The following is a 26,348-nucleotide window of genomic DNA, read 5'->3' as shown; positions in this document are numbered from 1 at the left end:
GGGCGATTAGAACCTGTTCCCGGATCGGTCTTCTGACCTTGTTAGGGTGGGAGAGGGCGCGCTATATAGCAAAGAGCCATCACTCTTGTAATCAGGGTTTCCCTTACGTTGGATCCAATGCTCGCTTGGTAACTGAGGTCAGGCGCGGTAGAGCAAAAACTCTCATTTACCCGGGCGCTCGCGGGCAAGGCACGCCGCTCAAGGCCTGCAGGTGAAACGTTTAATGGCGAAAGAGTGACTGAGTGATGCTTTTACTGACCGATTGGTCGAATTAAATAAACAGTAAATAAATGTACGAAATGAACAATCTTGTACAAGGCTGTATGAAAAATGACCCTTCTCCTGTTCTCGTACACTGGCTAAGCTCAGCTCACTCCAGATGCCCGCAGAGGTTTCCCAAATGCCGCAGCAAACGCCAGCCCTCGACATTGCGCAGATGATCCTCGACGGCTTCGACGACTACCGCGAGCACTTCCGCCAGATCACCGACGGCGCCCGGGAACGTTTCGAAAAGGCGCAGTGGCAGCAAGGGCAGGCGGCTTCGGCTGCACGCATCAATCTGTATGAAGACAAGGTCAGCGAAGTCACGGCGCGGTTGCGGGAAGCCTTTGATGAGGCCGTATTACTCGACATTGGCCTCTGGCCGCTGGTGAAAAGCGCCTACATCAGCCTGATCGACCTGCGGTTTGACGATGAGCTGTCCGAGACCTGGTACAACTCGACGTTCTGCGGCCTGTTCAGCCATGACCTGATCAGTGACGGCTGCATGTTCATTCACACCACCCGGCCCAGCCTGCGTCGCGCCCGTGCTGCGCAAACCCGCACCTACAAGCCCGGCGGCAAGCTGGCGGGCATGCTGGAACAGATGTTCACCGACTACCGCTTCAGCGAGCCTTACGCCGACCTGCCCGCTGACCTGCGCCGCCTGGAAGCGCAACTGCGGGAAAACCTGCCGGACTGGGTGTGCAAAGACCCGGACCTCAACGTCGAACTGTTTTCCTCGGTGTTGTACCGCAACAAAGGCGCGTACCTCGTAGGGCGTATCTACACCCGCGATGAGCAATGGCCGCTGGTGATTCCGCTGCTGCACCGGGAAGGCCGCGGCATCCAGATCGATGCACTGATCACCGACGAGGCCGATGTGTCGATCATCTTCTCGTTCACCCGTTCCTATTTCATGGTGGATGTGCCGGTGCCGGCCGAGTTTATCGGCTTCCTCAAGCGCATCCTGCCGGGCAAGCACATCGCCGAGCTGTACACCTCCATCGGCTTCTACAAACACGGCAAATCCGAGTTCTACCGGGCGTTGATCAACCACCTTGCCACCACCGACGACCAGTTCATCATGGCGCCGGGCGTGCGCGGCATGGTCATGAGCGTGTTTACCCTGCCGGGCTTCAACACGGTGTTCAAGATCATCAAGGACCGGTTTTCACCGTCGAAAAACGTCAACCGCGCCACCGTGATCGAGAAGTACCGGCTGGTGAAAAGTGTCGACCGGGTAGGGCGCATGGCTGACACCCAGGAGTTCGCCGACTTCCGTTTTCCGCTGAGCAAGTTCGAGCCCGAATGCCTGGCTGAGCTGCTTGAAGTCGCCGCCGGCACTGTCGAGGTGGAAGGCGATACCGTGCTGATCCGCCACTGCTGGACCGAGCGGCGCATGACTCCGCTCAACCTCTACCTGGAAAACGCCAACGAAGCTCAGGTGCGCGAAGCGCTGGAAGACTACGGCCTGGCGATCAAACAACTGGCGGCGGCGAATATTTTCCCCGGCGACATGCTGCTGAAGAATTTTGGCGTCACCCGTCACGGCCGCGTGGTGTTCTACGACTACGACGAAATATGCTTCCTGACCGAGGCCAACTTCCGGCATATCCCGGCGCCGCGCACCCCGGAAGATGAAATGGCCTCCGAGCCCTGGTATTCCATCGGCCCGCTGGATGTGTTCCCGGAGGAATTTCCGCCGTTCCTGTTTGCCGATTCCGGCCAGCGCAGGCTATTCGATGAACTGCATGGCGAGTTGTACAACGCCGACTATTGGAAAAGCCTGCAAGAGGCGATTCGCGCCGGCAAGGTGATCGATGTGTTTCCTTACCGGCGCAAGGGGCTGGATAACGAATAGGGCAACGGGCGGAACATTGCCCTTGAGCTCCTGTTATGCAGGCGGCTGCCACTGACGACTTAACGGCGGGGTATCGGCCCCCTCGTTCAAGGCTTTCAGGTGTGCTTCATAGCCTTCCCTGACCGGCGCCGGTACACCCACGACGGGCGCGTGCACGGGAGGCGTGTTTGCTCCCTCGGCCATGGCCTTTTCAATAAAGGCCTGGCTGCCAAGGTGGCGCAAGTTGATCACTTCATTAATGAAAGCACTGGCGCCGGCATTGTCGATATTCGGGTATCGATCGGCGATTCCGGCACGCAGCATGGTGCGATCATCCGCCGTAAAGTTATTCTCACCCTTGGCCACATAGGCGGGCATGAGCCCCGACAGGGCGGCCGTTGAGGCCTTCACCGTGCCCAATTGAGGGGATACGACCACCGACGGTACCTGGCTCGATGTCTGGTTTTCCACTTCTGCCGCAACGCCACGTGGGCCTTTTTTCTCCAGCGCCTGCTGTTGGAAATAAGCCCGGGCCGCCAGGTAGTCCGTCACCTGATGCTTCAATACCTGCATTGCCGGTGCGAAGACCGTGGTTGCGGCCCACGCCTGCTGGTATTGCTGAATGTCTGTCGCGCTGGCGCCTTGCAAGATCAACTGCGACAACCGCTCGGCCTGTTCGCCAGGAAGGTGCTCCAGTTGCTGGAAAATACGCTCGGCGGCATGGTCCAGATAACTGTGCTGAACATTCCCCGCCAGTTGCGCCACGGCGGCACCGACAATGAGCAGGCCGTTACTGCTGTCGCTACCGCGTGTTTGCAGGCCCAGGACGGTCTTGTAGGGCTGGTCGCTATAAATCTGATCGTAGTCGTAGATTGGTTCCAGTGTCCCCTGCAGGGCTCCCAGTATTGCGCCGGCGCTTCCAGGTTTATTGATATCCTGACCCAGGGCGTACACGTAGTAATCGGCGTCCAGGGTTTTGCGCGTTGCCTGTGGGTTATCGCCGGGAGCACTGTAGCTCAGCCGTAAAGGGGCACCTCCAGGCGTGGTAGCCGGGTGGATGTCCAGTGCATCCACCGAGACCAGGTGGTTGTTCGCCACCTCTGGCGCAAATTTCAGCTGATGACCGTCGAGCAGCACCGGTCGGGTGCTCCGAATCAGCCAATCAACATGGGCCCCCAGTTCTCCCGCGCGCTCGACCGCATCAATGCCGGCGTTGGGGCCGTGCACTACCACGTGTTTACCCGCGAATTTTTCAGGATGGCTGTCGGTTTCCCGCATGAACTCGTCCAGGTCCAATACCTTGCCGCGCAGGGCCTCCTGCTGGTGCAGCTGGATGTTATCCAGGCGTTTTTCTGCCAATGTCTGGGGGCCGTCGTTGTTCCATAAGCGAGTGTGCGGCCCGGCGCCCATGCCGAGCACGACTTGGCGGCTGTCTAACGTCTGGCCGTTGTCCAGCTGAATTTGATAGGTGCCGTTTTTCAGCTGGCGAATGCTGCTGACCTGTGTCGGCAGGTGTTCTGCCCCAAGCGCTTGTGCCCGATCCAGCTGCTGCTGGTTACTCGCTGCAAACTCGGCCCGATCCGCGTATCCGGGGTTGTAGGCGGGAGCCTTGGGGCCCCACTGGTCGATGATTTCATGTTGGTGATTGATGTAGCCTTGGCCGCGAACAGATGCCGACCAAGGGTCTTCCTGGCCGATAATGCTCACTTTGCCCCGCAGGGGTTGCTGTTGGTCACCTGCGGAAAATCGCCCGTTCAGTTCGTTGGCCAGATAGGCCACGCTGCTGCCGACACCGACAAAGGTCAGGTCGCGCACCCGGTGAGGATCAAGTGGTTTGTCGGCGTTGGTGACGGCCTGGTTGCCCGTTGTGGGTGATGTGAGGGTTAGGGTATTGGCTCTTTGGGGCTGCGGGTCATGCAGTGTCTTTCCGATCAGCATCAGGATAATCCTCTTTCAAAAAGGCCCCATCCGCGGGCATAAAGAACTTCTCCCTGGCGTTGTGTATCGCAAAGGCTGCGATCATCAACGCCCCATTAGAACGACTCTCGCTATTTGAACTGTAAAGATTGTTCTGAGTGGGACGTGTGATCTATTTACCAACGACGTAGGAAAGAGCATTCGGCGACAGACTCGTCCTTGTTCGCCGAAATCTGCGACAATCGCGGCCCTGAATTTTGCCGATCACGTCACCGCAGGCCCACCTGCCTCACTAAGAAGACCTTTGCGTATCTGATGACTGACCAAGCGCCCGCTATCGACCAACTGCTGAAAAACCTCGATCACGCCATGCTCGCCGACCGCCACCGCTTGCGGCGGCAGCTGCTTGAGCTGCGCAAGAAACCCGATGAGGAAAAACTTGCGCAGTGGGTGACGCGGATGCAGGCCTCCTGTGCCCAGGTGACGGCGCGGCGTGCCAGCCTGCCGGTGATTCGTTACGACGACAGCCTGCCGATCGCCGCCAAGCGCGACGAGATCAAAGAGGCGCTGCTCAAGCATCAGGTGCTGATCATTGCCGGTGAGACCGGTTCGGGTAAAACCACGCAGTTGCCGAAAATCTGCCTGGAAATCGGCCGTGGCCAATACGGCCTGATCGGCCACACCCAGCCACGGCGGATTGCGGCGCGCAGCGTGGCCAGCCGGGTTGCCGAAGAGCTGGCGACGCCGCTGGGGTCGCTGGTGGGTTATCAGGTGCGGTTTGAGGATCAGAGTGACTCCAACACCCTGATCAAGCTGATGACCGACGGTATCCTGCTGGCCGAAACCCAGAATGACCGCTACCTCGAACGCTACGACACGATCATCGTCGACGAGGCCCATGAACGCAGCCTGAACATCGACTTCCTGCTGGGTTACCTGAAAACCCTGCTGCCACGGCGCCCGGACCTCAAAGTCATCATCACCTCGGCCACCATCGACCTGGAGCGCTTTTCCAAGCACTTCGACGATGCGCCGATTGTCGAGGTGTCGGGCCGCACGTTCCCGGTGGAAACCTGGTACCGCCCGCTGACCCTGGAGCAGGATGAGGAAGGCAACCGTGTCGAGGATGACCTGACCGTCGACCAGGCGATTCTTGCCACCCTCGATGAGATCGCCGCCTTTGAACGCAGCGAGCGCAAGAGCCCTGGCGATGTGCTGGTGTTCCTGCCCGGCGAGCGCGAGATTCGCGATGCCGCCGACATGCTGCGCAAGGCCCAGCTCAAGCACACCGAAATCCTGCCGCTGTATGCGCGCCTGTCGCCGGCCGAGCAGCAGCGGATCTTCCAGTCCCACCCGGGCCGCCGCGTGGTGCTGGCGACCAACGTCGCGGAAACCTCGCTGACCGTGCCGGGCATTCGCTATGTGATCGACAGCGGCACCGCGCGCATCAGCCGCTACAGCTACCGGGCCAAGGTCCAGCGTTTGCCGATCGAGGCGATTTCCCAGGCCAGCGCCAACCAGCGTAAAGGCCGGTGCGGGCGGGTTGAGCCGGGCATCTGCGTGCGCCTGTACAGCGAAGAAGACTTTATCGGGCGCCCGGAATTTACCGACCCCGAGATTCTGCGTACCAACCTCGCGGCCGTGATCCTGCAGATGTTGCACCTGCGTCTGGGCGAGATCACCGACTTCCCGTTTATCGAGCCGCCGGATGGCAAGGCCATCAGCGACGGTTTCAACCTGCTGCAAGAATTGTCGGCCGTCGACCGCAACAGCCAACTGACGCCGATGGGCCGCCAGCTGGCGCGCTTGCCGGTGGACCCGCGCATGGGCCGCATGTTGCTGGAAGCCGCCAAGCTTGGCAGCTTGCAGGAAGTGCTGATCGTCGCCAGTGCGATGTCGATCCAGGATCCGCGCGAGCGCCCGCCGGAGCGCCAGCAGGCCGCCGACCAGGCTCACGCACAGTGGAAAGATGCCGACTCCGATTTCGCCGGGCTGGTGAATCTGTGGCGCGGCTTTGAAGAACAGCGCCAGGAGCTGACCGCCAGCCCGCTGCGTAACTGGTGCCGCAAGAATTTCCTGAATTACCTGCGCCTGCGGGAATGGCGTGATTCCCACCGCCAGTTGAGCCTGATCTGCCGCGACATGCAGCTGACCGTCAACAAAGAGCCAGCAGACTTCCCGAAACTGCACAAAGCCGTGCTGTCCGGCCTGCTCAGCCAGATTGGCCAGAAGACCGAAGAGGGCGATTACCTCGGCGCGCGTCAGCGGCGTTTCTGGATTCACCCTTCGTCGGGCATCGGCAAGAAGCGCCCGCAATGGCTGATGACCGCCGAACTGGTGGAGACCACCAAGCTGTATGCGCGGATGGTGGCCAAGATCGATGCCGACTGGATCGAGCCGTTGGCCGGGCACCTGATCAAGAAAAACCACTTTGAACCCCATTGGGAGAAGAAGCGCGGCCAGGTGGTGGCGTTTGAGCAGATCACCCTGTTCGGGTTGATCATCGTCGGTCGCCGGCCGGTGCACTACGGGCCGATTGATCCGGTGACGTCCCGCGAACTGTTTATCCGCGAAGGCCTGGTGCGGGGCGAGATTCAGTCCCGGGCCCGCTGCCTGACGGCCAACCAGCAACTGCTGGAGCAGCTCGACGAGCTGGAAGCCAAGGCCCGCCGGCGCGACATCCTGGCGGACGAAGAAACCCTGTACGCGTTCTACGACGCGCGCTTGCCGGCGGAGATTCACCAGACCGCGACCTTCGACAGCTGGTACAAGGTCAACAGCCAGAAAGACCCGCAACTGTTGATCATGCGCGAGGAAGACGTACTGGCCCGCGAGGCCAGTGAAGTCACCGCCGCCCATTACCCCGACACCTTGCACCTGGGCGACCTGGCCCTGGCCTTGAGTTATCACTTCGAGCCCAATCACCCGCGGGACGGCGTGACCTTGCGCGTGCCGGCGCCTCTGTTGCCGGCGTTGCCTCCCGAGCGCCTGGAGTGGCTGGTGCCGGGTGTGATCGAGGCCAAGTGCATAGCCCTGGTGCGTAACCTGCCGAAAGCGCTGCGCAAGAACTTCGTGCCGGTGCCGGATTTCGTCAAGGCAGCGTTGCAGCGTATCGAGTTCGGCCAAGGCTCGCTGCCCCAGGCCTTGGGGCGTGAGTTGTTGCGCATGACCGGGGCACGGGTCAGCGATGAAGCCTGGGCCGAGGCCGCGCAGCAGGTGGAAAACCACCTGAAGATGAACCTGGAAGTGGTCGACGGCCAGGGCAAGTTCCTCGGTGAAGGCCGCGACCTGGCCGAGCTGACCGCGCGTTTTGCCGAAGCCAGCCAGGCGGCGTTGGCCGTGCCGCAGACTGCGAAAAGCCAGCAGCCGGTGGAGGCCAAGGTGTTCGCGGCGGTGGCCGAGAAAACCCAGCAAAACATCGCCGGCCTGTCGATGACGGTTTATCCGGCATTGGTGGAGGAAAATGGCACGGTGAAGGAGGGGCGTTTCTCCACTGCCGCCGAGGCCGAGTTCCAGCACCGTCGTGCATTGCAGCGCTTGCTGTTGCAGCAATTGGCCGAACCGGCAAAATTCCTGCGGGGCAAGTTGCCCGGCCTTACCGAGTTGGGGCTGATGTACCGCGAGCTGGGGCGTATCGAAGCCCTGGTGGAAGACATTCTGCTGGCCAGCCTCGACAGCTGCGTGCTGGAAGGCGAGGCCAGCCTGCCGCGAGACGGCGCAGGCCTGGCCGCCCTGGCCGAGCGCAAGCGCGGCAGCTGGACCGAGCATGCCGAGCGCCAGGCACGCTTGACCCTCGAAATCCTGAAGCTGTGGCATGGCCTGCAAAAACGCTTCAAAGGCAAGATTGACCTGGCCCAGGCCGTGGCCCTGAACGATATCAAGCAACAACTGAGCAACCTGGTGTATCCCGGTTTCGTGCGGGAAACCCCGGCTCAGTGGTTCAAGGAGCTGCCGCGTTTCCTCAAGGCCATCGAACTGCGCCTGGAGAAATTGCCGAGCCAGGTGCAGAAGGATCGGGTCTGGAGTACCGAACTGGGCGGCCTGTGGAGCCAGTATCAGAACCGCCTGAACAAACACGCCCAGGAAGGCAAGCGCGACCCTCAGTTGGAGCTCTATCGCTGGTGGTTGGAGGAATATCGGGTGTCGTTGTTTGCCCAGCAGTTGGGTACCAAGGTGCCGATTTCCGACAAGCGTTTGAGTAAACAATGGAGCCTGGTCGAAGCATGACCGACGTGCGGCAAGCAACTGTGGCGAGCGACTGTGGTGAGCGAGCAAGCCACAGTCGCTCGCCACAGGGGTAAAGGTGTTTGTCCGGGACAGGGCGCCAAGTTCTCGATGTTGTGGCAAACTTCGCGGTTATAAATGCCGGGATCGTCGAGTTGGGCTGGTGCAGCCGTGGCGCGATGGAATAAAGCGTTTCCAGTTTGAAGGCCGCTGGGCGGCATAAAACTACTTACGGTTTGGTACGACGGTACCAATACCCTTCTGCCTGAACAGATTTAGAGGAACGACCGTGCATAACGTCGTCATCAGCGGCACAGGCCTGTATACCCCGGCCAACAGCATCTCCAACGAAGAGCTGGTGCAGTCTTTCAATGCTTACGTGCAACAGTTCAACCTGGATAACGCCGCCGCCATCGAACGCGGTGAGGTTCAGGCCCTGACCGAATCCAGCGCCGCCTTCATCGAAAAGGCCTCGGGCATCAAGAGCCGCTTTGTCATGGACAAGGCTGGCATTCTCGACCCGCAGCGCATGGCACCGCGCCTGCCCGAGCGTTCCAACGACGAGTGGTCGATCCTCTGCCAGATGGCCGTGGGTGCTGCCGAGCAAGCCTTGCAGCGTGCCGGCAAGACCGCCGCCGACATCGATGGCGTGATCGTCGCCTGTTCCAACCTGCAGCGGGCGTACCCGGCGATTGCCATCGAAGTCCAGGAAGCGCTGGGCATCCAGGGTTTCGGCTTTGACATGAACGTGGCGTGCTCGTCGGCGACCTTCGGCATCCAGAACGCCGCCAACAGCATCCAGCTCGGCCAGGCCCGGGCGATCCTGATGGTCAACCCGGAGATCTGCACCGGTCACCTGAACTTCCGTGACCGTGACAGCCACTTCATCTTCGGTGACGCGGCCACTGCGGTGATTCTGGAGCGCGCGGACCTTGCTACATCGAAGCATCAATTCGACGTAGTGAGCACCAAGCTGCTGACCAAGTTCTCCAACAACATCCGCAATAACTTCGGTTTCCTCAACCGCGCGGCGGAAGAGGGCATCGGTGCTCCAGACAAGCTGTTCGTGCAAGAAGGCCGCAAAGTCTTCCGTGATGTCTGCCCGATGGTCGCCGAGTTGATCGGCAAGCACCTGACGGAAAACCAGCTGAATGTGGGCGATGTGAAGCGTTTCTGGCTGCATCAGGCCAATCTCAGCATGAACCACCTGATCGTCAAGAAACTGCTGGGCCGCGAGGCTTCGGTGGAAGAAGCGCCGGTGATCCTCGATACTTACGCCAACACCAGCTCGGCCGGTTCGGTGATTGCGTTTCACACCTATCAGGACGACTTGCCCAAGGGGGCTGTGGCCGTGCTCAGCTCGTTTGGCGCTGGGTATTCGATTGGTAGCGTGATTCTGCGCAAACGCTGATCATGTTTTGAAATCGAGGTCTTGAATGGCAGCAGCGGACGACGCGCACCTGCTTGAACGATTGCTCAAGGGCGAGCAGCGGGCCTACAAGGAAATGGTCACCACCTACCAGAGCGCCATGCGCGCCGTGGCCTATGCCATCGTCGGCCAGCGCCATGCCGATGAAGTGGTGCAGGACGCCTGGCTCTCGGTAGTGCGCAACCTGGCAAAGTTCGAGGGGCGCTCCAGCCTCAAGACCTGGCTGCTGACCATCACGGCCAACTCGGCCAAGGGCCGCTACAAGCAAAGTCGCCGGGAAGTGCTGCTCGATGACCTGCCGTCACCCCACGGCACCATCGGCGATGATCGCTTTGTGCCGGATGACGGTCACTGGGCCGTCGCGCCGTTTGCCTGGCACCAGGACACACCCGAAGCGCTGCTTACCGAAGACGAACTGCGCGAATGCCTGGAGCACACCCTGGCCAGTCTTTCCGAGCTGCAAGGCAGTGTGTTGCTGCTGCGGGAGCGTCAGGGCCTGGAATTGGAAGAGATTTGTAATCTTCTGACACTATCGCTCTCCAATGTTCGTGTGCTGCTGCATCGAGCACGGCTTAAAGTCTTCGCCACGGTGGAGCATTTTGAGGAAACCGGCGAATGTTGACCTGTAAGGAACAAGTGGCGCGTTCCAGTGACTTTCTCGATGGGCAACTGACCTTTCGCGAACGTCTGCTGGTGCGCCATCACCTGATGTTCTGCCCCAACTGCCGGCGCTTTATCCGGCAGATGCGCTTGATGCAGGCGACGCTGAAGATCCTGCCCGAGCCGCCAATCGCCGATATTGATGCGTTGGCCGAACGCCTGGCCGCCGAGCGTTCCCGCGACCAGTAATACCCGTCACTTTTCACACTGAAACGAAGCCCGCATCGGTAAAAGATGCGGGCTTTTTTTTGCTCAAAAAATAATCAATATGGAAAATATTTCATTTTTCTCGGGTGTTTTTACATTTTGCAACATCTGGCATTTTCACCATTTTATCGCTCTGAAGCCTTGATGTATGGGGCCTTTGGCTTATTTCGATTGGCTATTAAAAAGTTCCCGAGTAACAAAATCTTTATGTTCCAGCAACCCGCCTGAAATATCCCCTCGCCAAGATCGCCCCCCAACACGAGCGGCTCTAAACCGCGTGTTTTGCCAATGCACAAGACCATCAATTAGGGGAATTCTTCGATGATCCGTAAGCACTTCGCCGGTTTCGCGGCCAGCGTCCTGGCCCTGGCCGTCACCGCCCAGGCTTTCGCCGGTACTGTCACTACTGACGGTGCCGATATCGTTGTCAAAACCAAGGGCGGCCTTGAGGTTGCAACTACCGACCAGAATTTCAGCTTCAAGCTGGGTGGTCGCTTGCAGGCTGATTACGGCACCTTTGATGGCTTTTACACCAAGAACGGCAACTCGGCCGACGCGACGTACTTCCGTCGCGCCTACCTCGAATTGGGCGGCACGGTGTACAAGGATTGGAAATACCAGATCAACTACGATTTCTCCCACAACTCCGGTAACGCCGACGATGGCTACTTCGACGAAGCGTCCTTCTCGTACGTAGGCTTCAAGCCGGTGGTGATTCGCGCGGGTCGTTTCGACCAGGACTTCGGCCTGGAAAAAGCCACCAGCTCCAAGTGGGTGACCGCCATCGAGCGTAACCTGGGTTATGAAGTCGCCGACTGGGTCAACTCCCATGAAAACGGCATGGGGCTGCAAGTCAGCGCTGTGGTGGCCGACGTGGCCTACCTGTCCTCCGGCGTGTCATCCAAGGACATCAACGACAAGAACGGAAAAGGCGTGAAGCAGTTCAACGCCCGTGCCGTGTTTGCGCCGATGCACGACAGCGGCAACGTCTTGCACCTGGGTGTGGACGTGGCGGTGCGAGACCTGAAAGACACCTCGTTCGACTCACGAATCCGTCCTCGCCTGGACGCTCGCGGCGTTGCCACCAACGGCGGCAACGATGCCGGCGCCAACGGCAACCGTGCGACGTTCGGCGGCGGCGTGGGGCTGGACTCCGGCAACCTGACCGCGAACGATGCCTACGACACCGACACGGTGTTCGGTGGTGAATTTGCCTTCGCCCGTGGCCCGCTGTCTGTGCAGGCCGAATACCTGAATCGCAAGATGAAGGCCGACAGCGCCGCTTATCAGGACGTGAAGGCCACAGGTTTCTACGGTCAGGTGGCCTACACCCTGACCGGCGAGTCCCGGGTCTACAAACTCGACGGCGCCAAGTTCGACACCATCAAGCCGCAGAACAAGCAATTCGGTGCGTGGGAAGTGTTCTACCGCTACGACAACATCAGCGTTGACGACAAAAACGTGGTGCGTAACAGCGCGACCCGTGAAGTGGGCGACGCCAAGGCCAGCCTGAACACCATCGGCGTCAACTGGTACGCCAACGAAGCGGTGAAGATCTCTGCCAACTACCTCAAGGTCAGCACTGACAAGATCCAGAACGCCAATGGCGACGACAGCGGCGACGCCATCGTAGCCCGCGTGCAATACGTGTTCTAAGCAACCTGTAACACCGCTCCAAGGCGCTCTTTCTTCATCCGTTAAAGCGCTCCTCATTTGGTTTTGCCCTGCCGTTTGGCGGGGCTTTTTTTTGCGTCGAGCCTTGTAGGAGCAAGCTTGCTCGCGAAGAACCAGAGACCACCGCGTTCTGTCAGAATGGTCGCGTTTTCGTTAACGACCATCGCGAGCAAGCTCGCTCCTACACAAAGCTGTGACCGTCGGGGAATGGGATGCCGTTACAACGTTTGAATAACCTGTCCGAGATTGCGCCCGATGAATGGAACGCGTTGGTCCCCGTCGATCAGCCGTTTCTGCGCCATGCGTTTCTCAGTGCCCTGGAAGACAGTGCCAGTATTGGCCCGCATTCCGGCTGGCAGCCCGAGCATTTGCTGCACTACGAAGGTGGCCGGCTGATTGCCGCGTTGCCCAGCTATCGTAAATGGCATTCCTACGGCGAATATGTGTTCGACCACGGTTGGGCCGATGCCTGCGAGCGTGCGGGTATCGACTACTACCCGAAGTTGCTGACGGCTGTGCCCTTCAGTCCGGTCAGCGGTCCGCGCCTGTTGGCGGCCAGCGCCCAGGACGGTTTCGAATTGCTTAAAAGCCTGCCCGGTTACCTGGAGATCGAAGGCCTTTCCAGCGCGCATATCAACTTTACCGATGCCTTGGCAGACACGGCACTGGCTGAGCAGCCGGGTTGGCTGCAGCGCCTGGGTTGCCAGTTTCATTGGCAGAACCGTGGTTACCGTGACTTCCAGGACTTCCTCGACGCCCTGAGTTCACGCAAGCGCAAACAGATGCGCAAGGAGCGCGAACAGGTGGCGGGGCAGGGCATCGAGTTCGAGTGGTTGCAAGGCCATGAGTTGAGCGAGGCGCAGTGGGATTTTGTCTATGCCTGTTACGCCAATACCTACGCCGTGCGCCGACAATCGCCCTACCTGACCCGGGCGTTTTTCAGCCTGCTGGCCGAACGCATGCCCGAGGCCATTCGCGTGGTGCTGGCCAAGCAAGGTTCACGGCCGGTGGCCATGGCCTTCAGCCTGATCGGCGGCGACAGTTTTTATGGACGTTATTGGGGCTGCCTGGCGGAGTTCGACCGGCTGCATTTCGAGACGTGTTTCTATCAAGGCATGGACTATGCGATTGCCCATGGCTTGCAGCGTTTCGACGCCGGCGCTCAGGGCGAGCACAAGTTGATTCGCGGGTTTGAGCCGGTGATCACCCATTCCTGGCACTACCTGCGGCATCCGGGATTGAAGGCGGCGGTGGCGGATTTCCTGGAGCGCGAAAGCGTGGGGATTCTGGCGTATGCCGAAGAGGCGAGAACAGCCCTGCCTTACCGGCAAGGCTGAACCCGGTTGGCTCAGGCTGTTTCTTCCTTGCCCAGCCATCGATAGGTGAAACCGCCGACCACTGCACCCAGGATCGGCGCCAGCCAGAACATCCACAACTGCTGCAGCGCCCATCCGCCGACAATCAGCGCCGGGCCGGTACTGCGGGCCGGGTTGACCGAGGTGTTGGTGACGGGGATCGAGATCAGGTGGATCAGTGTCAGCGCCAGGCCGATGGCGATCGGCGCCAGGCCTGCCGGGGCACGGCGGTCGGTGGCGCCGAGGATGATCAGCACAAACATCGCCGTCATCACCAGCTCACAGACAAACCCCGCTGCCATCGAATAACCACCGGGCGAATGCTCGCCATAGCCGTTGCTGGCGAGCCCCGAGGCCAGTTCGAACCCGGGCTTGCCGCTGGCGATGAAGTACAACAGCGCGGCGGCGATGGTGCCGCCGATCACCTGGGACACGATGTACGCCGGTAACTCCCTGGCCGGAAATCTTCCGCCCACTACCAGCCCCACCGAGACTGCCGGGTTCAGGTGACAGCCGCTGATATGCCCGATGGCAAATGCCATGGTCAGCACCGTGAGCCCGAACGCCAGGGCCACACCGAGCAGACCGATCCCGACGTTGGGGAACGCTGCGGCCAACACCGCACTCCCACAGCCGCCCAACACCAGCCAAAACGTACCCAGTCCTTCCGTAACTGAACGTTTGAACAGTGACATGAACACATCCTTAGTAGATTTCTCTATCTGATTAACGGGTCTGTAATGCGTCCCTGCTGCCTTAAATCAGGGCCCTCCTGGGGCCTGATTGGAGTACAGCAGGATTGTGTCGCGAGACCAGCGGGATAGAGAAAACTGTCAGAATTGTTCGGAATTGAGGTAGTCGTTAACCAACGGAATCAGTCTATTCCGACGAACCCGCCGGTCTGGTGTTGCCACAATCGCGCATACAAACCGCCATGTGCGAGCAGTTCAGCATGGCTGCCGCTCTCGGCAATCTGGCCTTTTTCCAGCACTACCAGCCTGTCCATTCTGGCAATGGTGGAAAGGCGGTGTGCGATGGCGATTACCGTCTTGCCCTGCATCAGGGTTTCCAGGCTTTCCTGGATCGCCGCTTCGACTTCCGAATCCAGCGCCGAGGTGGCTTCGTCCATGATCAGGATCGGCGCGTCCTTGAGCAGTACCCGCGCAATGGCGATGCGCTGGCGTTGCCCGCCGGAGAGTTTGACCCCGCGCTCGCCGACGTGAGCATCCAGGCCGGTGCGGCCCTCGGCGTCCGACAGCAGCGGAATGAATTCGTCGGCCCGGGCCTTGTGCACGGCAGCCCAGAGTTCTTCATCGGTGGCGTCCGGCTTGCCATACAGCAGGTTGTCGCGGATCGAACGGTGCAGCAGCGAGGTGTCCTGGGTGATCATGCCGATCTGTTCGCGCAGGGTTTCCTGGGCGACTTCGGCGATGTTCTGGCCGTCGATCAGGATGCGTCCGCCTTGCAGGTCGTACAGGCGCAGCAGCAGGTTGACCAGGGTGGATTTACCCGCGCCGGACGGCCCGATCAGGCCGATTTTTTCACCTGGCTTGATGTCCAGGTTCAGGCCGCTGATGATTCCGCTCTTCTTGCCGTAGTGGAAATCCACCTGATCAAACCGCACTTCGCCATGGGGCACTTCCAGGCGCGGGGCGTTCTCCCGGTCGGTTACCGCCAGCGGCTGGGCGATGGTTTTCAGGCCGTCCTGCACCATGCCGATGTTTTCGAAAATGCCGTTGACCACCCACATGATCCAGCCGGACATGTTGACGATACGAATCACCAGGCCGGTGGCCAGGGCGATGGCGCCCACCGAAATCAGCGACTGGGTCCACAGCCACAGGGCAAGGCCGGTGGTGGTGACGATCAGCAGACCGTTCATGGTGGTGATCACGATGTCCATGCTGGTCACCACACGGCTGGCCATCTGGGTTTTCTCGGTCTGCTCGACGATGGCTTCCTTGGCGTAGTTCTGCTCGAAATTCGTGTGAGCGAACAGCTTCAAGGTGGTGATGTTGGTGTAGCCGTCGACAATCCGCCCCATCAGTTTGGAGCGTGCCTCGGAGGAAATCACCGAGCGTTCCTTGACCCGCGGCACGAAGTAACGCAGGGCCAGGCTGTAGGCGACGATCCAGGTAATCAGCGGGATCATCAGGCGCCAGTCGGCTTCGGCGAACAGCACCAGGGCGCTGATGGCGTAGATCGCCACGTGCCAGATCGCATCCACGGCGGCCACTGCAGAGTCGCGCAGGGAGTTGCCGGTTTGCATGATGCGCTGGGCAATACGCCCGGCGAAGTCGTTCTGGAAGAAATTCAGGCTCTGCTTGAGCACATAGCTATGGTTCTGCCAGCGGATCAGGCTGGTCATGCCGGGGCTGATGGTCTGGTGCACCAGCAGGTCATGCAGGGCGCCGAAGATCGGGCGCAGCAGCAGGGCGACCACGGCCATCCAGATCAGCTCGGTGGCGTGGATCTGGAAGAAGTTGGCGGGTGGCGTACCCTGGGCCAGGTCAATGATGCGGCTCAGGTAGCTGAACAACGCCACTTCGATCAGCGCGCCGATCAGGCCCACCACCAGCAAGGCGGCAAAGCATGGCCATACCTGGCGCAGGTAATAGATATAGAAGGGCAGGACTTTATCGGGAGGAGCGGCGCTGGGAGCGTCGCGGAAGATGTCGATCAGTTGTTCAAAACGACGATAGAGCATTAGGTCTGACGCCCGCGCGGCGGGCTCTCCTGTTCAAATGCGCACGGTGCCTTTTGGGCACCGCGCGAAACTCCCTGTAGCCTTCAGTCGATGCGCTTGGCCGACTTGATCAGGACAGGATCGATTGGCACGTTCTGCATGCCCTGTTTGGTGGTGGTTTGCGAGTTGACGATGATGTCGACCACGTCCATGCCCTTGACCACTTTGGCGAACACGGCGTAACCGGCATCGCGGCCCGGGTCGAGGAAGGCATTGTCCGCAACGTTGATGAAGAATTGGCTGGTGGCGGAGTTCGGGTCGTTGGTACGGGCCATCGACAAGGTACCGCGCACGTTATGCAGGCCGTTGCTGGCTTCGTTCTTGATCGGTGCTTCGGTCGGCTTTTGCGACATTTGCGAGGTGAAACCGCCGCCCTGCACCATGAACCCCGGGATTACCCGGTGAAAAATGGTGTTGGTGTAGAAGCCCTTGTCGACATAGGCCAGGAAGTTCTTGGTGCTGATCGGGGCCTTGACCGGGTCCAGTTCGATTTCGATGTCGCCATTGGTGGTAGTGATCAATACGTGCGGTGCCTTGGCAGGCTCGGCCGCCATCAGGTTGGCAGCGAACAGTACGGAACCGGCAAAGAAGGCGATTTTTTTCAGCATGGGTCAGTGATCCTGGGTTGTGGTTTCGACTGTCTTGAGAAAATCGAGCAGGGTGTTATTGAAGTGTTCGGGTTGGTCCAGCGGCGTGGCATGGCGGGAATCCTCGATCACCACCAGCCGCGCATCGGGCAGCAGTTTTACATAGATTTCTTTCTGCGCCACGGGGGTGTAGTCGTGGTCGGCGCTGATGACCAGGGTTGGACAGGAAATTCTCGAAAGTTGTTCCTGTACGCCCCAGCCAACAATGGCGTCGAAGCTGGCGAGGTAAGCACGTTTGTCGTTTTTTGCCCAGCGTTCGGTCATCTTGCGGCGCAGTTCGGCCTGTTCGGGCTTGGGAAACAGCATGCTGCCCAGGGCTTTGCCGATGGTGTTCAGGCTGAGGATGCGCGCCAGGCTCCAGCGCCTGGCCCACTGCCAATAGTCACTGGCGCTGCGAACCTTGACCTGGGGCGCGCTGTTGACGATGCACAGGCTCTTGAGCCTCTGTGGTTCGTCCACCGCCAATTGGAACGCAATCATGCCGCCCATGGACAGGCCGACCACATGGGCCGGCGGCAGTTGCAGGTGTTCGATCAAGGCCACCAGGTCGGCGGTGAAGCCCGCGATGCTGTAGCGTTCCCGGGGTTTGTCGGAGCGGCCGTGACCGCGCACATCTACCACGATCAACCAGTAGTGTTTTGACAGCACCGGCACTTGCAGCTCCCAGTCCAGGCAGCTGGAGCCCAGGCCGTGGATCAGGATCAGCGGCGTGCCATGGCCATATTCCTCGTAATGCAGGGTGCAACCTTCATGTTCGAAATAGGCCATGTGAACTCCTTGTTCAGGCTTGTTGCGGTGCGGCGAAAGGTGCGTCCAGCGGAGCCGTGTCGAAGGTGCGCAACAACTCGACAAGAATCTGCGTGGCCGGGCCCAGGGGTTTGTCCTTGTTCGAGTAAAGATAGAACGTCGGGTTGCGGCTGCCACCCCGTTCCAGGGGCAGCAGCTTGAGCAGGCCTTCCTTGAGTTCGCGCTCGATCATGTGCCGGGGCAACCAGGCAAAGCCCAGGCCGCTGCTGACGAAGGTGGCGGCGGTGGGCAGGCTGCCGACGGTCCAGCGTTGTTCGGCGCCGAGCCAGCCGACATCCCGTGGCTGCTGGCGGCCGGAGTCGCGGATCACTACCTGCATGTGGCTTTCCAGGTCCTGGAAGCTCAGTTCGCGGTGCAACCGATGCAACGGGTGATCGGGGTGGGCCACGGCGACAAATTCAACGTCGCTCATTTCCGTGCCCAGGTAGCCCGGAATGATAAAGCCGCAGATGGCGAGGTCGGCCATGCCGTCCATCAACAGCTCTTCGACGCCGGACAACACTTCTTCACGCAGTCGCACCCGGCAACCACGGCTTTGCGGCATAAAAGCGGTGAGGGCGCGCACGAGGCGGGCGTTGGGGTAGGCCGCATCGACCACCAGCCGCACCTCGGCTTCCCAACCCTGTTCCATATGGTGGGCGAGGTCTTCCAGTTGGCTGGCGTTTTTCACCAGTTGCCGCGAGCGGCGCAGCAGCACTTCGCCGGCTTCGGTGAGCACCGCCTTGCGCCCGTCGATGCGTAGCAGCGGGACGCCGAGCTGATCCTGCATGCGGGCCACGGTATAGCTCACCGAGGATTGCGAACGGTGCAGGGCTTCGGCGGCCTGGGCGAAGCCGCCATGGTCGACCACGGCTTGCAAAGTGCGCCATTGATCGAGGGTAACGCGGGGCGCTTTCAAGATGAGCTCCTCTTGTCCTAAGCTGGCGGTCCTTATTGGAGACTGCCGAATGAGAAAATTCTGTTGTGTGATGCTGGCGCTGCTGCCGTTGAGCGCGTTTGCATTTACTACCGACGTTACGAAAGACATTCAGGGCGTGAAGATCGATTACAGCGCGTCGGACGTCGACAGCAATATCAGTTCGATCCAACTCACCAACTACGGCCTCAATGATGCGGAGTGCAAGGTACGCTTTACCAACGGCCCGGAAGCCCCGCGTACTCGCAAGCTCACGGTGGCTGCGGGGAAAACCACCAACACCACGGTCAATTTCAGCCGTGCCATTATCAAGATGCGTATCCAGCTGACGTGCGCACCGAAATAAGGCAAAAGCGGAGATTGCATACAGCAATACTCCGCTTATAAACAAATTTATAGATGGGTTATAGCAGTTTTTTACGCTTTTTAATCGAACGAGCCCTGATTAACCTTCACTCCATCGCCTTACAGCATTCACCGATGGAGCTTACATAATCATGGCCCGTGTTCTGATCATCGAAAGCAGCGCCCGTCAGCAGGACTCAATCTCCCGCCAACTGACCCAACAATTCATCAGCCAATGGAAAGTCGCCCACCCGGCGGATCAGATCACCGTGCGTGACCTGGCCGTCAGCCCGGTGCCGCACCTGGACGCCAACCTGTTGGGTGGCTGGATGAAACCTGCCGAGCAGCGCACCGCAATCGAACAGGCCTCTTTGGACCGCTCCAACGAACTGACCGACGAACTGCTGGCCGCCGATGTATTGGTAATGGCCGCGCCGATGTACAACTTCGCGATTCCCAGCACCCTCAAAGCCTGGCTCGACCATGTGCTGCGTGCCGGCGTGACCTTCAAGTACACCGCCACCGGTCCACAGGGCCTGCTGACTGACAAGCGCGCCTTTGTGCTGACCGCTCGCGGTGGTATCCATGCCGGTGGCAGCACCGACCACCAGGAACCGTACTTGCGTCAGGTCATGGGCTTTATCGGCATCCATGACGTCACGTTCATTCACGCCGAAGGGGTGAACCTGGGCGGTGATTTCCAGGAAAAGGGCGTGAACCAGGCCAAGGCACTGCTGGCACAAGTGGCGTGAGATGTTAATCGTCAGATAATCGCCCGCTGTTTAGATAGCTCCACGCAACCCTTCAAGTACGCGTATCGAACCTCCCTTTGCACTTTTTGCTCCTGAGTGCTCCTGCCCGACTGACGCTTTTAGCGAGGTCGGGTTTTTTTTGCCTTGAGTTTCGTAAAGGGCCGAAAACCGCTAATGTCGCGCCCATTCAAAATGAGGCGAGCATGGGCTATCTACTTGTTGTGACGCTGATCCAGGCGTTTTCCTTCAGCTTGATCGGCGAATACCTGGCCGGTCACGTCGACAGTTACTTCGCGGTGCTGGTGCGCGTGGTGCTGGCCGGGCTGGTGTTTATCCCGCTGACTCGCTGGCGTTCGGTGGAGCCGGCGTTCATGCGCGGCATGCTGCTGATCGGCGCGCTGCAGTTTGGCGTGACCTACGTGTGCCTGTACCTGAGCTTCCGCGTGCTGACGGTGCCGGAGGTGCTGCTGTTCACCATCCTGACGCCGTTGCACGTGACCTTGATCGAAGACGCGCTGAACCGCCGCTTCAACCCGTGGGCGCTGGTGGCTGCGTTGGTGGCGGTGACAGGAGCGGCGGTGATTCGCTTTGACCAGATCACCCCGAACTTCTTCATGGGCTTTTTGCTGCTGCAACTGGCCAACTTCACCTACGCCGCCGGGCAAGTGCTTTATAAGCATCTGGTGGCTCGTCATCCGAGCGATCTGCCGCATTACCGGCGGTTTGGTTACTTCTACCTTGGTGCATTGGCGGTGGCGTTGCCGGCGTTCCTGATGTTCGGCAAGGCCAACTACCTGCCGGAAGCACCGTTGCAATGGGGCGTGTTGGTATTCCTGGGGCTGGTCAGCACGGCACTGGGAATGTACTGGTGGAACAAGGGCGCATGCATGGTCAATGGCGGCACCCTGGCGGTGATGAATAACCTGCATGTGCCGGTGGGGTTATTGCTCAACCTGCTGATCTGGAACCAGCACGAGCCGCTGGGCAGGTTGCTGCTGGGCGGGTTGGTGATTCTGGGGGCGGTGTGGATCAGTCGGCTGGGCATCAAGTCGCCCAGCCGCTCCGTGGCTTAAAGCGCGCGGCTTTCGGGCGCCGGCAAATGACTGGCGCCCAACACCGCCGGCAACATCCCCGCCCGCAAGTCTCCACCACTCGGCTGCTGGTACAGGCTCAAGCCAAATTCCGGCAGCACCGCCAGCAGGTAATCGAAGATATCGCCCTGGATGCGCTCGTAATCGGCCCACGCAGTGGTGCGGGTAAAGCAGTAGATCTCCAGCGGAATGCCCTGGGCCGTGGTCTGCATCTGCCGCACCATGCAGGTCATGTTCGGCTGGATTTCCGGGTGGCTTTTCAGATAGGCCAGCGCATAGGCGCGGAAGGTGCCGATATTGGTCATGCGCCGGCGGTTGGCGGACATCGCCGCGACATTGCCCTGGGCTTCGTTCCAGGCCTTGAGTTCGGCCTTTTTGCGGCTCATGTAGTCGGTCAGCAGGTGTACCTGGGAGAGTCTCAGCTCTTCGTCGTCGCGGATGAAGCGCACGCCGCTGGCGTCGATGTACAGGCTGCGCTTGATCCGCCGGCCACCGGAGGCCTGCATGCCGCGCCAGTTCTTGAACGACTCGGACATCAGGCGCCAAGTGGGAATCGAGACGATGGTCTTGTCGAAATTCTGCACTTTGACGGTGTGCAGGGTGATGTCCACCACGTCACCATCGGCGCCCACCTGAGGCATTTCGATCCAGTCGCCGACCCGCAGCATGTCGTTGCTGGTCAGTTGTACGCTGGCGACGAACGACAGCAGGGTGTCCTTGTAGACCAACAGGATCACCGCCGACATCGCACCCAAGCCGGAAAGCAGCAATAGCGGCGAGCGGTCGATCAGCGTGGCGACGATGATGATTGCGCCAAACACGAACAGTACCATCTTTGCCAACTGCACGTAGCCCTTGATCGAGCGGGTGCGGGCGTGTTCGGTACGGGCGTAGATATCCAGCAGGGCGTTGAGCAGGGCGCTCATCGCCAGCACCATGAACAGGATGGTGAACGCCAGGGCTACGTTGCCGATGAACAGGGCGCTGGTCTTGCTCAGGTCCGGCACCAGGTACAGGCCGAACTGGATCACCAGCGACGGCGTCATCTGTGCCAGGCGGTGGAAGACTTTGTTGTGCCGCAGGTCGTTGAGCCAATGCAGCGCGGGTTGCCGGCCCAGCAGCTTGACGGCGTGCAGGATGAGGTACCGCGCCACTCGTCCGAGCAGCAAGGCCACCACCAGCAACACCACCAGCGCCAGGCTGGAATGCAGTAACGGGTGCTCGTCGAGGGTGCCCCAAAGGTCTTGGGCGTTGAGCCAGAGCTGTTTGATATCCATGGGTAAACGCGATTCTTCTGTAAGACGTGACGGGGCGATTAGAGCATTTAAGTCCTTCAAAGTTGTCGTTGTGGACAAATTCGCTGACAAAAAAGCGCCTGATTGACGCAGTACGCGTAAAGAAACTCGGCCTCGGCGCCCGAAACCGTTACCCTATGCAGCTGTTTTTTTGTATTTCTTCGAGGTAGCACCCGTGTTTTCCCAATTCGCCCTGCACGAACGCCTGCTCAAAGCCGTGGCCGAGCTTAAATTTGTCGAGCCAACGCCTGTGCAAGCAGCGGCCATCCCGCTCGCGCTCGAAGGGCGTGACCTGCGGGTGACGGCTCAAACCGGGAGTGGCAAGACCGCCGCTTTCGTACTGCCGATTCTGAACCGGCTGATCGGCCCGGCCAAAGTCCGTGTCAGCATCAAGACCCTGATCCTGCTGCCGACCCGGGAGCTGGCCCAGCAGACCTTGAAGGAAGTGGAGCGCTTTTCGCAGTTCACCTTCATCAAGTCCGGCCTGATCACTGGCGGCGAAGACTTCAAGGTCCAGGCCGCCATGCTGCGCAAGGTGCCGGACATCCTGATCGGCACCCCGGGCCGGATGATCGAGCAACTGAACGCCGGCAACCTGGACCTCAAGGAAGTTGAAGTGCTGGTGCTCGACGAAGCCGACCGCATGCTCGACATGGGCTTCGCCGACGACGTGCAGCGCCTGGTGCAAGAGTGCGTAAACCGCCAGCAGACCATGCTGTTCTCGGCCACCACCGGTGGTTCGACCTTGCGCGAGATGGTCGCCAAGGTCCTGAACAACCCGGAGCACCTGCAGGTCAACAACGTCAGCGACCTGAACTCCACCACCCGTCAGCAGATCATCACCGCTGACCACAACGTGCATAAAGAGCAGATCCTCAACTGGCTGCTGGCCAACGAGACCTATCAGAAGGCCATCGTGTTCACCAACACCCGCGCCATGGCCGACCGCATCTACGGTCGCCTGGTGGCTCAGGAGTACAAGGCGTTCGTCCTGCACGGTGAGAAAGACCAGAAGGACCGCAAGCTGGCCATCGACCGCCTCAAGCAAGGCGGCGTGAAGATCCTGGTGGCCACCGACGTTGCCGCCCGCGGCCTGGACGTGGACGGCCTGGACATGGTGATCAACTTCGACATGCCTCGCAGCGGCGACGAATACGTGCACCGTATCGGTCGTACCGGGCGTGCCGGCAACGATGGCCTGGCGATCTCGCTGATCTGCCATGGCGACTGGAACCTGATGTCGAGCATCGAGCGCTACTTGAAGCAGTCGTTCGAGCGCCGCACCATCAAGGAAGTCAAAGGCACCTACGGCGGGCCGAAAAAGGTCAAGGCGTCGGGCAAGGCCGTTGGCGTGAAGAAGAAAAAGGTCGATGCCAAGGGCGAGAAGAAGAAGGCCGGCGCCAAGTCGCCGACCAAGCGCAAGATCGCCAACCGTCCAAAGACCGACAACTTGTCGTTGGTCAGCAAGGACGGCATGGCTCCCCTGAAGCGCCGCAAGCCGGAAGCACCGGCTGCCGAGTAAGGCTTGAGCCACAAAAAAACCGGACAATGTCCGGTTTTTTTTCGCCTCAGTTTTTGGCTTTGGCGGCCGCTTCGTCCATTTCCTTGAGGCGCTGGTCGATCAGTTGGCACTTGTCGGGCAGGTCTGCGCTGGCGGTTTCCAGCTTCATGTTCTGCAATTCCTCGTTGATCTCCTTGGCCTTCTGCGGGTTCTGTTGGGTGAGCTTGGTCACCTCCTTGGCCAGTTGCTCACGTTTGGCGGTGGCTTCTTCCAGCGTGCAGGCCCAGGCGGGCAGGGCGGTTAGCAGCGTGGCCGCGACGGCGATATTCAGCAGGGTTTTCATGGTTCGGACCTCCTTGGCGATGATATTCGGTTGAGGGCTTCGAACGCTGAAAAGTTCAGCGAAATCGCGCCTGTCCGCTAGGCTGAACGGACGATGGGTCCGGCATGTCACACCTTTGAAGGGCCTATATTCGTGTGCCTTCAGGAGGAATCAGGATGACGACTTACGATTGGGATTTGATCGAACGATTGCTGCATGAGGTGCAGAACGGTGGCAGCAGCTTTGCCCCGCGCAAATATGCCGAGGAAGAAGCCGCCAAAAGGGCTGCCGCTGGTGAGCCCATCGGTAATCTCGATGAGTTTAAAAAGACTGCAGCGGATTACGAGGGATTGTTGTTCACGCGCGGCTTTATTGAGTCGCGGTCAGAGGAAGAGCGTGGCAATGGCGAGAATTTCAAATTGACCCCGCGCGGCTCACAGCTGCTGAGCCTGATCGACAGCTGCATCCCTGGCGATAATCACCCGCGCCAGGTGCTGGATGAGCAGGCGGATGCGCTGGATCCGGCGACGTTTGATGAACTGGCCTCTAAACCACAGATTGCCTGATGACTACGGGGTGCCAGCCTTCAGGCATTTGAGGGCCTTGAAGTCGCTGCGCACCTTGTCGATCTTCTGCGTCAGCTTCTGGCGTTGTTGCACGGTGCTCTGCGCCATCAGGTCGACGATCAGGCTGCGGGCGGCGGTTTCGGTCTGGGCGTAGGCCTGGCGATACTCCGCAGTCCATAGGCTTTCGCGGTCTACCAGCAGTTGCTCGATCTTCTGTGGGAAATCGCTGCTGTGGCGGTCTTTTACCGCCGAGATAAACAGCGCCTGCCAGTGAGCGCGGTTACCGATCCACTGCTGGTTCTGCTCTCCGAGGGCGATTGACCAGGCGGTGACGCGATTCTGCTGGCTGGCGCTTAACGGCCCGAGCCATGCGTCCAGCCGCTTGTTCATGCGCTCGGCGCGTTCCTTGATCTGCTGTTCGAGGGACGGTTTCAGGTATTCATCCTGACGCTTGCCCAGGTCTTTGGCGAACGCTTGCTCCATGTCCTGCACTTGCTGGTCGTCGAGCCCCTGCAATAATGCGACGGCGGAGGGTGTGATCGCCCGTGCGCTTTCGGCAATCGCTTGCTTGGCCTCGGCGGTGCGGGTTTGCAGGGCGGCGTCGGTCACGTGGTTGTCGTCGACCATCTGTTGGAGGCGGTCGAGCCAATCCAGGTAGCCTGGCAGTTGCGTGGTGCAATGCCAGGCCAGGTGTTCCTTGAGTTTGTCGTTGAACCAGCTCTTCTGCCCGGCGTTCATGTCCAGGTAGTCGCTGAGGGTCCAGGGGATGATCACATCCAGGTTGCGATAGGCCAGGCCCACCCGGTTGCAGCCGGCAAGCACCAGGCTGACGGTTAGCAATACAACAAGAAGTTTTAACCGACGCAGCATGAGCGAGTCCTTGCGCAGACGAGAGTATTGCATCTGAACCCGTCAATGCAGCGACAGTTCATCCCATCAATAAAACGCCCGCTCGGCCTTCAGGGTCAAGAGACCGTCGCATTGCGAGTTGTGTCCGGAGTAGGCCGAGCAATCGCCGCCGCTGAGGCTGGAGTCGCTGTAGATCAGGTTCAGGTCGACGCCCATCCACGGCCTGGAAAATTGCACCGACCAGTCGCTGAAGCTGCGAATGGAGCTGCCATCGGCGACCGAGACCGGCGTGCCCAACTGGTGGGTGGTGTATTTCATGCTGACGCCGATGCCGAAAGGCTTGGTGCCGCCGAGGTCGGCGAACAGGGTGCTGTCCTGTCGGTCCGGGTCGTTGCTGAAGGAGGCGCCGAAACGATTGCCCAGCAAGGTCAGGCCGCCGTAGAACTCCTGGCTGTCGAGTGGGCTCAGCTTGGGATAGCTGTAGTGGATCATCCCCAGTTCATAACCCAGGGTCTGGTCAAAGGGACGCTTGAAACCCAGGTAGGAGTCGACTTCCAGGTTGCTGGTCGGGGAAATCCCCATGCTCGGTGAGAATTGGCCGAGGTACAGGCCGCTGTCGTGGCTCAGGTCCAGCCCGCCGTGGAACGAGTCGCTGCCGGGCGAAGTGGGTTTGACCAGGCCTTGGGCCATGCTGCGACTGGGTGTGGTGCCCAATTTCAGGTCGAAGTCACCCAGTTCACGCTGGAAAACCTGCGCTTCGGCCAGGGGGCTGGCCAACAGGGCGCCGGCCAGGAAAATACAGGATTTGAGCATGCTTCACTCCATGAAAAGCGAGGAGCAGTAACGGGGAATATCAGGCAAATGCCCGATCTAGACGTGTGCAAGCATACCGGCGATGGTTCGCGGATGAAGCCCGTTCGTCGATTGGTGCAAAAGGGGGCGTA

General features: G+C 60.0%; 22 protein-coding genes. 12 read left to right on the top strand and 10 right to left on the bottom strand.

Annotation, left to right across the window (positions count from 1 at the left end):
* The first annotated feature begins 400 nt into the window (after window positions 1-400).
* Window positions 401-2,122 (top strand): bifunctional isocitrate dehydrogenase kinase/phosphatase, encoded by a 1,722-nt coding sequence (aceK, locus tag HX875_RS19905; RefSeq protein ID WP_177044910.1) that lies wholly within the window; start codon window positions 401-403, stop codon window positions 2,120-2,122.
* 33 nt (window positions 2,123-2,155) lie between these two features.
* Here the strand turns inward: aceK and HX875_RS19900 are convergent, their stop codons facing one another.
* Window positions 2,156-4,039 carry a restriction endonuclease gene (locus tag HX875_RS19900; RefSeq protein ID WP_177044909.1) on the bottom strand — a complete coding sequence of 628 codons (1,884 nt, stop codon included), beginning with the start codon at window positions 4,037-4,039 and terminating at the stop codon, window positions 2,156-2,158.
* Window positions 4,040-4,333: 294 nt separating this feature from the next.
* On the opposite strand from HX875_RS19900, the gene hrpA reads away from it, so the two are divergent.
* The 6 genes from hrpA (at window position 4,334) to HX875_RS19870 (ending at window position 13,549) form a co-directional block, all read left to right on the top strand.
* On the top strand, window positions 4,334-8,245 hold the full coding sequence (hrpA, locus tag HX875_RS19895; protein ID WP_177044908.1) for an ATP-dependent RNA helicase HrpA: 3,912 nt from the start codon (window positions 4,334-4,336) through the stop codon (window positions 8,243-8,245).
* 286 nt (window positions 8,246-8,531) lie between these two features.
* Window positions 8,532-9,653: a beta-ketoacyl-ACP synthase III gene (locus HX875_RS19890; protein WP_177044906.1), complete on the top strand. Its 1,122-nt coding sequence runs from the start codon at window positions 8,532-8,534 to the stop codon at window positions 9,651-9,653.
* A gap of 25 nt (window positions 9,654-9,678) precedes the next feature.
* Window positions 9,679-10,293: an RNA polymerase sigma factor gene (locus HX875_RS19885; protein ID WP_177044904.1), complete on the top strand. Its 615-nt coding sequence runs from the start codon at window positions 9,679-9,681 to the stop codon at window positions 10,291-10,293.
* Window positions 10,287-10,520: an anti-sigma factor family protein gene (locus tag HX875_RS19880; RefSeq protein WP_177044902.1), complete on the top strand. Its 234-nt coding sequence runs from the start codon at window positions 10,287-10,289 to the stop codon at window positions 10,518-10,520. Before HX875_RS19885 ends, HX875_RS19880 begins: the two co-directional genes overlap by 7 nt.
* 339 nt (window positions 10,521-10,859) lie before the next feature.
* On the top strand, window positions 10,860-12,194 hold the full coding sequence (locus HX875_RS19875; protein WP_177044900.1) for an OprO/OprP family phosphate-selective porin: 1,335 nt from the start codon (window positions 10,860-10,862) through the stop codon (window positions 12,192-12,194).
* 230 nt (window positions 12,195-12,424) lie between these two features.
* Window positions 12,425-13,549, top strand: a complete 1,125-nt coding sequence (locus HX875_RS19870) for a GNAT family N-acetyltransferase (RefSeq protein WP_177044898.1) — start codon at window positions 12,425-12,427, stop codon at window positions 13,547-13,549.
* 11 nt (window positions 13,550-13,560) lie between these two features.
* On the opposite strand, the gene aqpZ is transcribed toward HX875_RS19870, so the two are convergent.
* The 5 genes from aqpZ to HX875_RS19845 form a co-directional block, all read right to left on the bottom strand.
* Window positions 13,561-14,262 carry an aquaporin Z gene (aqpZ, locus tag HX875_RS19865; protein WP_177044896.1) on the bottom strand — a complete coding sequence of 234 codons (702 nt, stop codon included), beginning with the start codon at window positions 14,260-14,262 and terminating at the stop codon, window positions 13,561-13,563.
* 179 nt (window positions 14,263-14,441) lie between these two features.
* Window positions 14,442-16,274, bottom strand: a complete 1,833-nt coding sequence (locus HX875_RS19860; protein WP_177044894.1) for an ABC transporter ATP-binding protein — start codon at window positions 16,272-16,274, stop codon at window positions 14,442-14,444.
* Between the two features lie 83 nt (window positions 16,275-16,357).
* Entirely contained in the window at window positions 16,358-16,921 is a 564-nt protein-coding gene (locus HX875_RS19855; RefSeq protein WP_063032494.1) for a peptidylprolyl isomerase, read from the bottom strand.
* A 3-nt stretch (window positions 16,922-16,924) separates the two neighbouring features.
* Window positions 16,925-17,728 (bottom strand): alpha/beta fold hydrolase, encoded by an 804-nt coding sequence (locus HX875_RS19850; RefSeq protein ID WP_177044892.1) that lies wholly within the window; start codon window positions 17,726-17,728, stop codon window positions 16,925-16,927.
* Between the two features lie 13 nt (window positions 17,729-17,741).
* Entirely contained in the window at window positions 17,742-18,665 is a 924-nt protein-coding gene (locus HX875_RS19845) for a LysR family transcriptional regulator (RefSeq protein WP_177044890.1), read from the bottom strand.
* Between the two features lie 49 nt (window positions 18,666-18,714).
* Between HX875_RS19845 and HX875_RS19840 the strand changes: the two genes are divergently transcribed.
* The 3 genes from HX875_RS19840 (at window position 18,715) to HX875_RS19830 (ending at window position 20,853) form a co-directional block, all read left to right on the top strand.
* The gene (locus HX875_RS19840; protein ID WP_177044888.1) at window positions 18,715-19,029 is read left to right on the top strand and encodes a 3-phosphoglycerate kinase; all 315 of its coding nucleotides are present in this window, start codon (window positions 18,715-18,717) and stop codon (window positions 19,027-19,029) included.
* Between the two features lie 151 nt (window positions 19,030-19,180).
* A complete protein-coding gene (locus HX875_RS19835; RefSeq protein WP_177044886.1) occupies window positions 19,181-19,780 on the top strand; it encodes an FMN-dependent NADH-azoreductase in 600 nt (199 codons plus the stop codon).
* Between the two features lie 203 nt (window positions 19,781-19,983).
* The gene (locus tag HX875_RS19830) at window positions 19,984-20,853 is read left to right on the top strand and encodes a carboxylate/amino acid/amine transporter (protein ID WP_177044884.1); all 870 of its coding nucleotides are present in this window, start codon (window positions 19,984-19,986) and stop codon (window positions 20,851-20,853) included.
* On the opposite strand, the gene HX875_RS19825 is transcribed toward HX875_RS19830, so the two are convergent.
* Window positions 20,850-22,148 carry a mechanosensitive ion channel family protein gene (locus HX875_RS19825; protein WP_177044882.1) on the bottom strand — a complete coding sequence of 433 codons (1,299 nt, stop codon included), beginning with the start codon at window positions 22,146-22,148 and terminating at the stop codon, window positions 20,850-20,852. The two genes, HX875_RS19830 and HX875_RS19825, sit on opposite strands and share 4 nt — an antisense overlap.
* Window positions 22,149-22,341: 193 nt before the next feature.
* On the opposite strand from HX875_RS19825, the gene HX875_RS19820 reads away from it, so the two are divergent.
* A complete protein-coding gene (locus tag HX875_RS19820) occupies window positions 22,342-23,688 on the top strand; it encodes a DEAD/DEAH box helicase (protein ID WP_177044880.1) in 1,347 nt (448 codons plus the stop codon).
* A gap of 46 nt (window positions 23,689-23,734) precedes the next feature.
* On the opposite strand, the gene HX875_RS19815 is transcribed toward HX875_RS19820, so the two are convergent.
* Window positions 23,735-24,010 carry a hypothetical protein gene (locus HX875_RS19815; protein ID WP_177044878.1) on the bottom strand — a complete coding sequence of 92 codons (276 nt, stop codon included), beginning with the start codon at window positions 24,008-24,010 and terminating at the stop codon, window positions 23,735-23,737.
* A gap of 155 nt (window positions 24,011-24,165) precedes the next feature.
* Here HX875_RS19815 and HX875_RS19810 point away from each other — a divergent pair, with 155 nt between their 5' ends.
* Window positions 24,166-24,555, top strand: a complete 390-nt coding sequence (locus HX875_RS19810; RefSeq protein ID WP_177044876.1) for a transcriptional regulator — start codon at window positions 24,166-24,168, stop codon at window positions 24,553-24,555.
* A 3-nt stretch (window positions 24,556-24,558) separates the two neighbouring features.
* Here the strand turns inward: HX875_RS19810 and HX875_RS19805 are convergent, their stop codons facing one another.
* Window positions 24,559-25,425 carry a DUF6279 family lipoprotein gene (locus HX875_RS19805; protein ID WP_177044874.1) on the bottom strand — a complete coding sequence of 289 codons (867 nt, stop codon included), beginning with the start codon at window positions 25,423-25,425 and terminating at the stop codon, window positions 24,559-24,561.
* Window positions 25,426-25,491: 66 nt separating this feature from the next.
* Complete coding sequence (locus HX875_RS19800; protein ID WP_177044872.1) at window positions 25,492-26,217, bottom strand: TorF family putative porin; 726 nt, start codon at window positions 26,215-26,217, stop codon at window positions 25,492-25,494.
* Between the last annotated feature and the right edge of the window lie 131 nt (window positions 26,218-26,348).

It is taken from the genome of Pseudomonas yamanorum (assembly GCF_013386765.1).
Lineage (GTDB): Bacteria > Pseudomonadota > Gammaproteobacteria > Pseudomonadales > Pseudomonadaceae > Aquipseudomonas > Aquipseudomonas yamanorum_A.
Note: the sequence above shows the minus strand (reverse complement) of the source record. Positions and strands in the feature narration are given on the sequence as shown.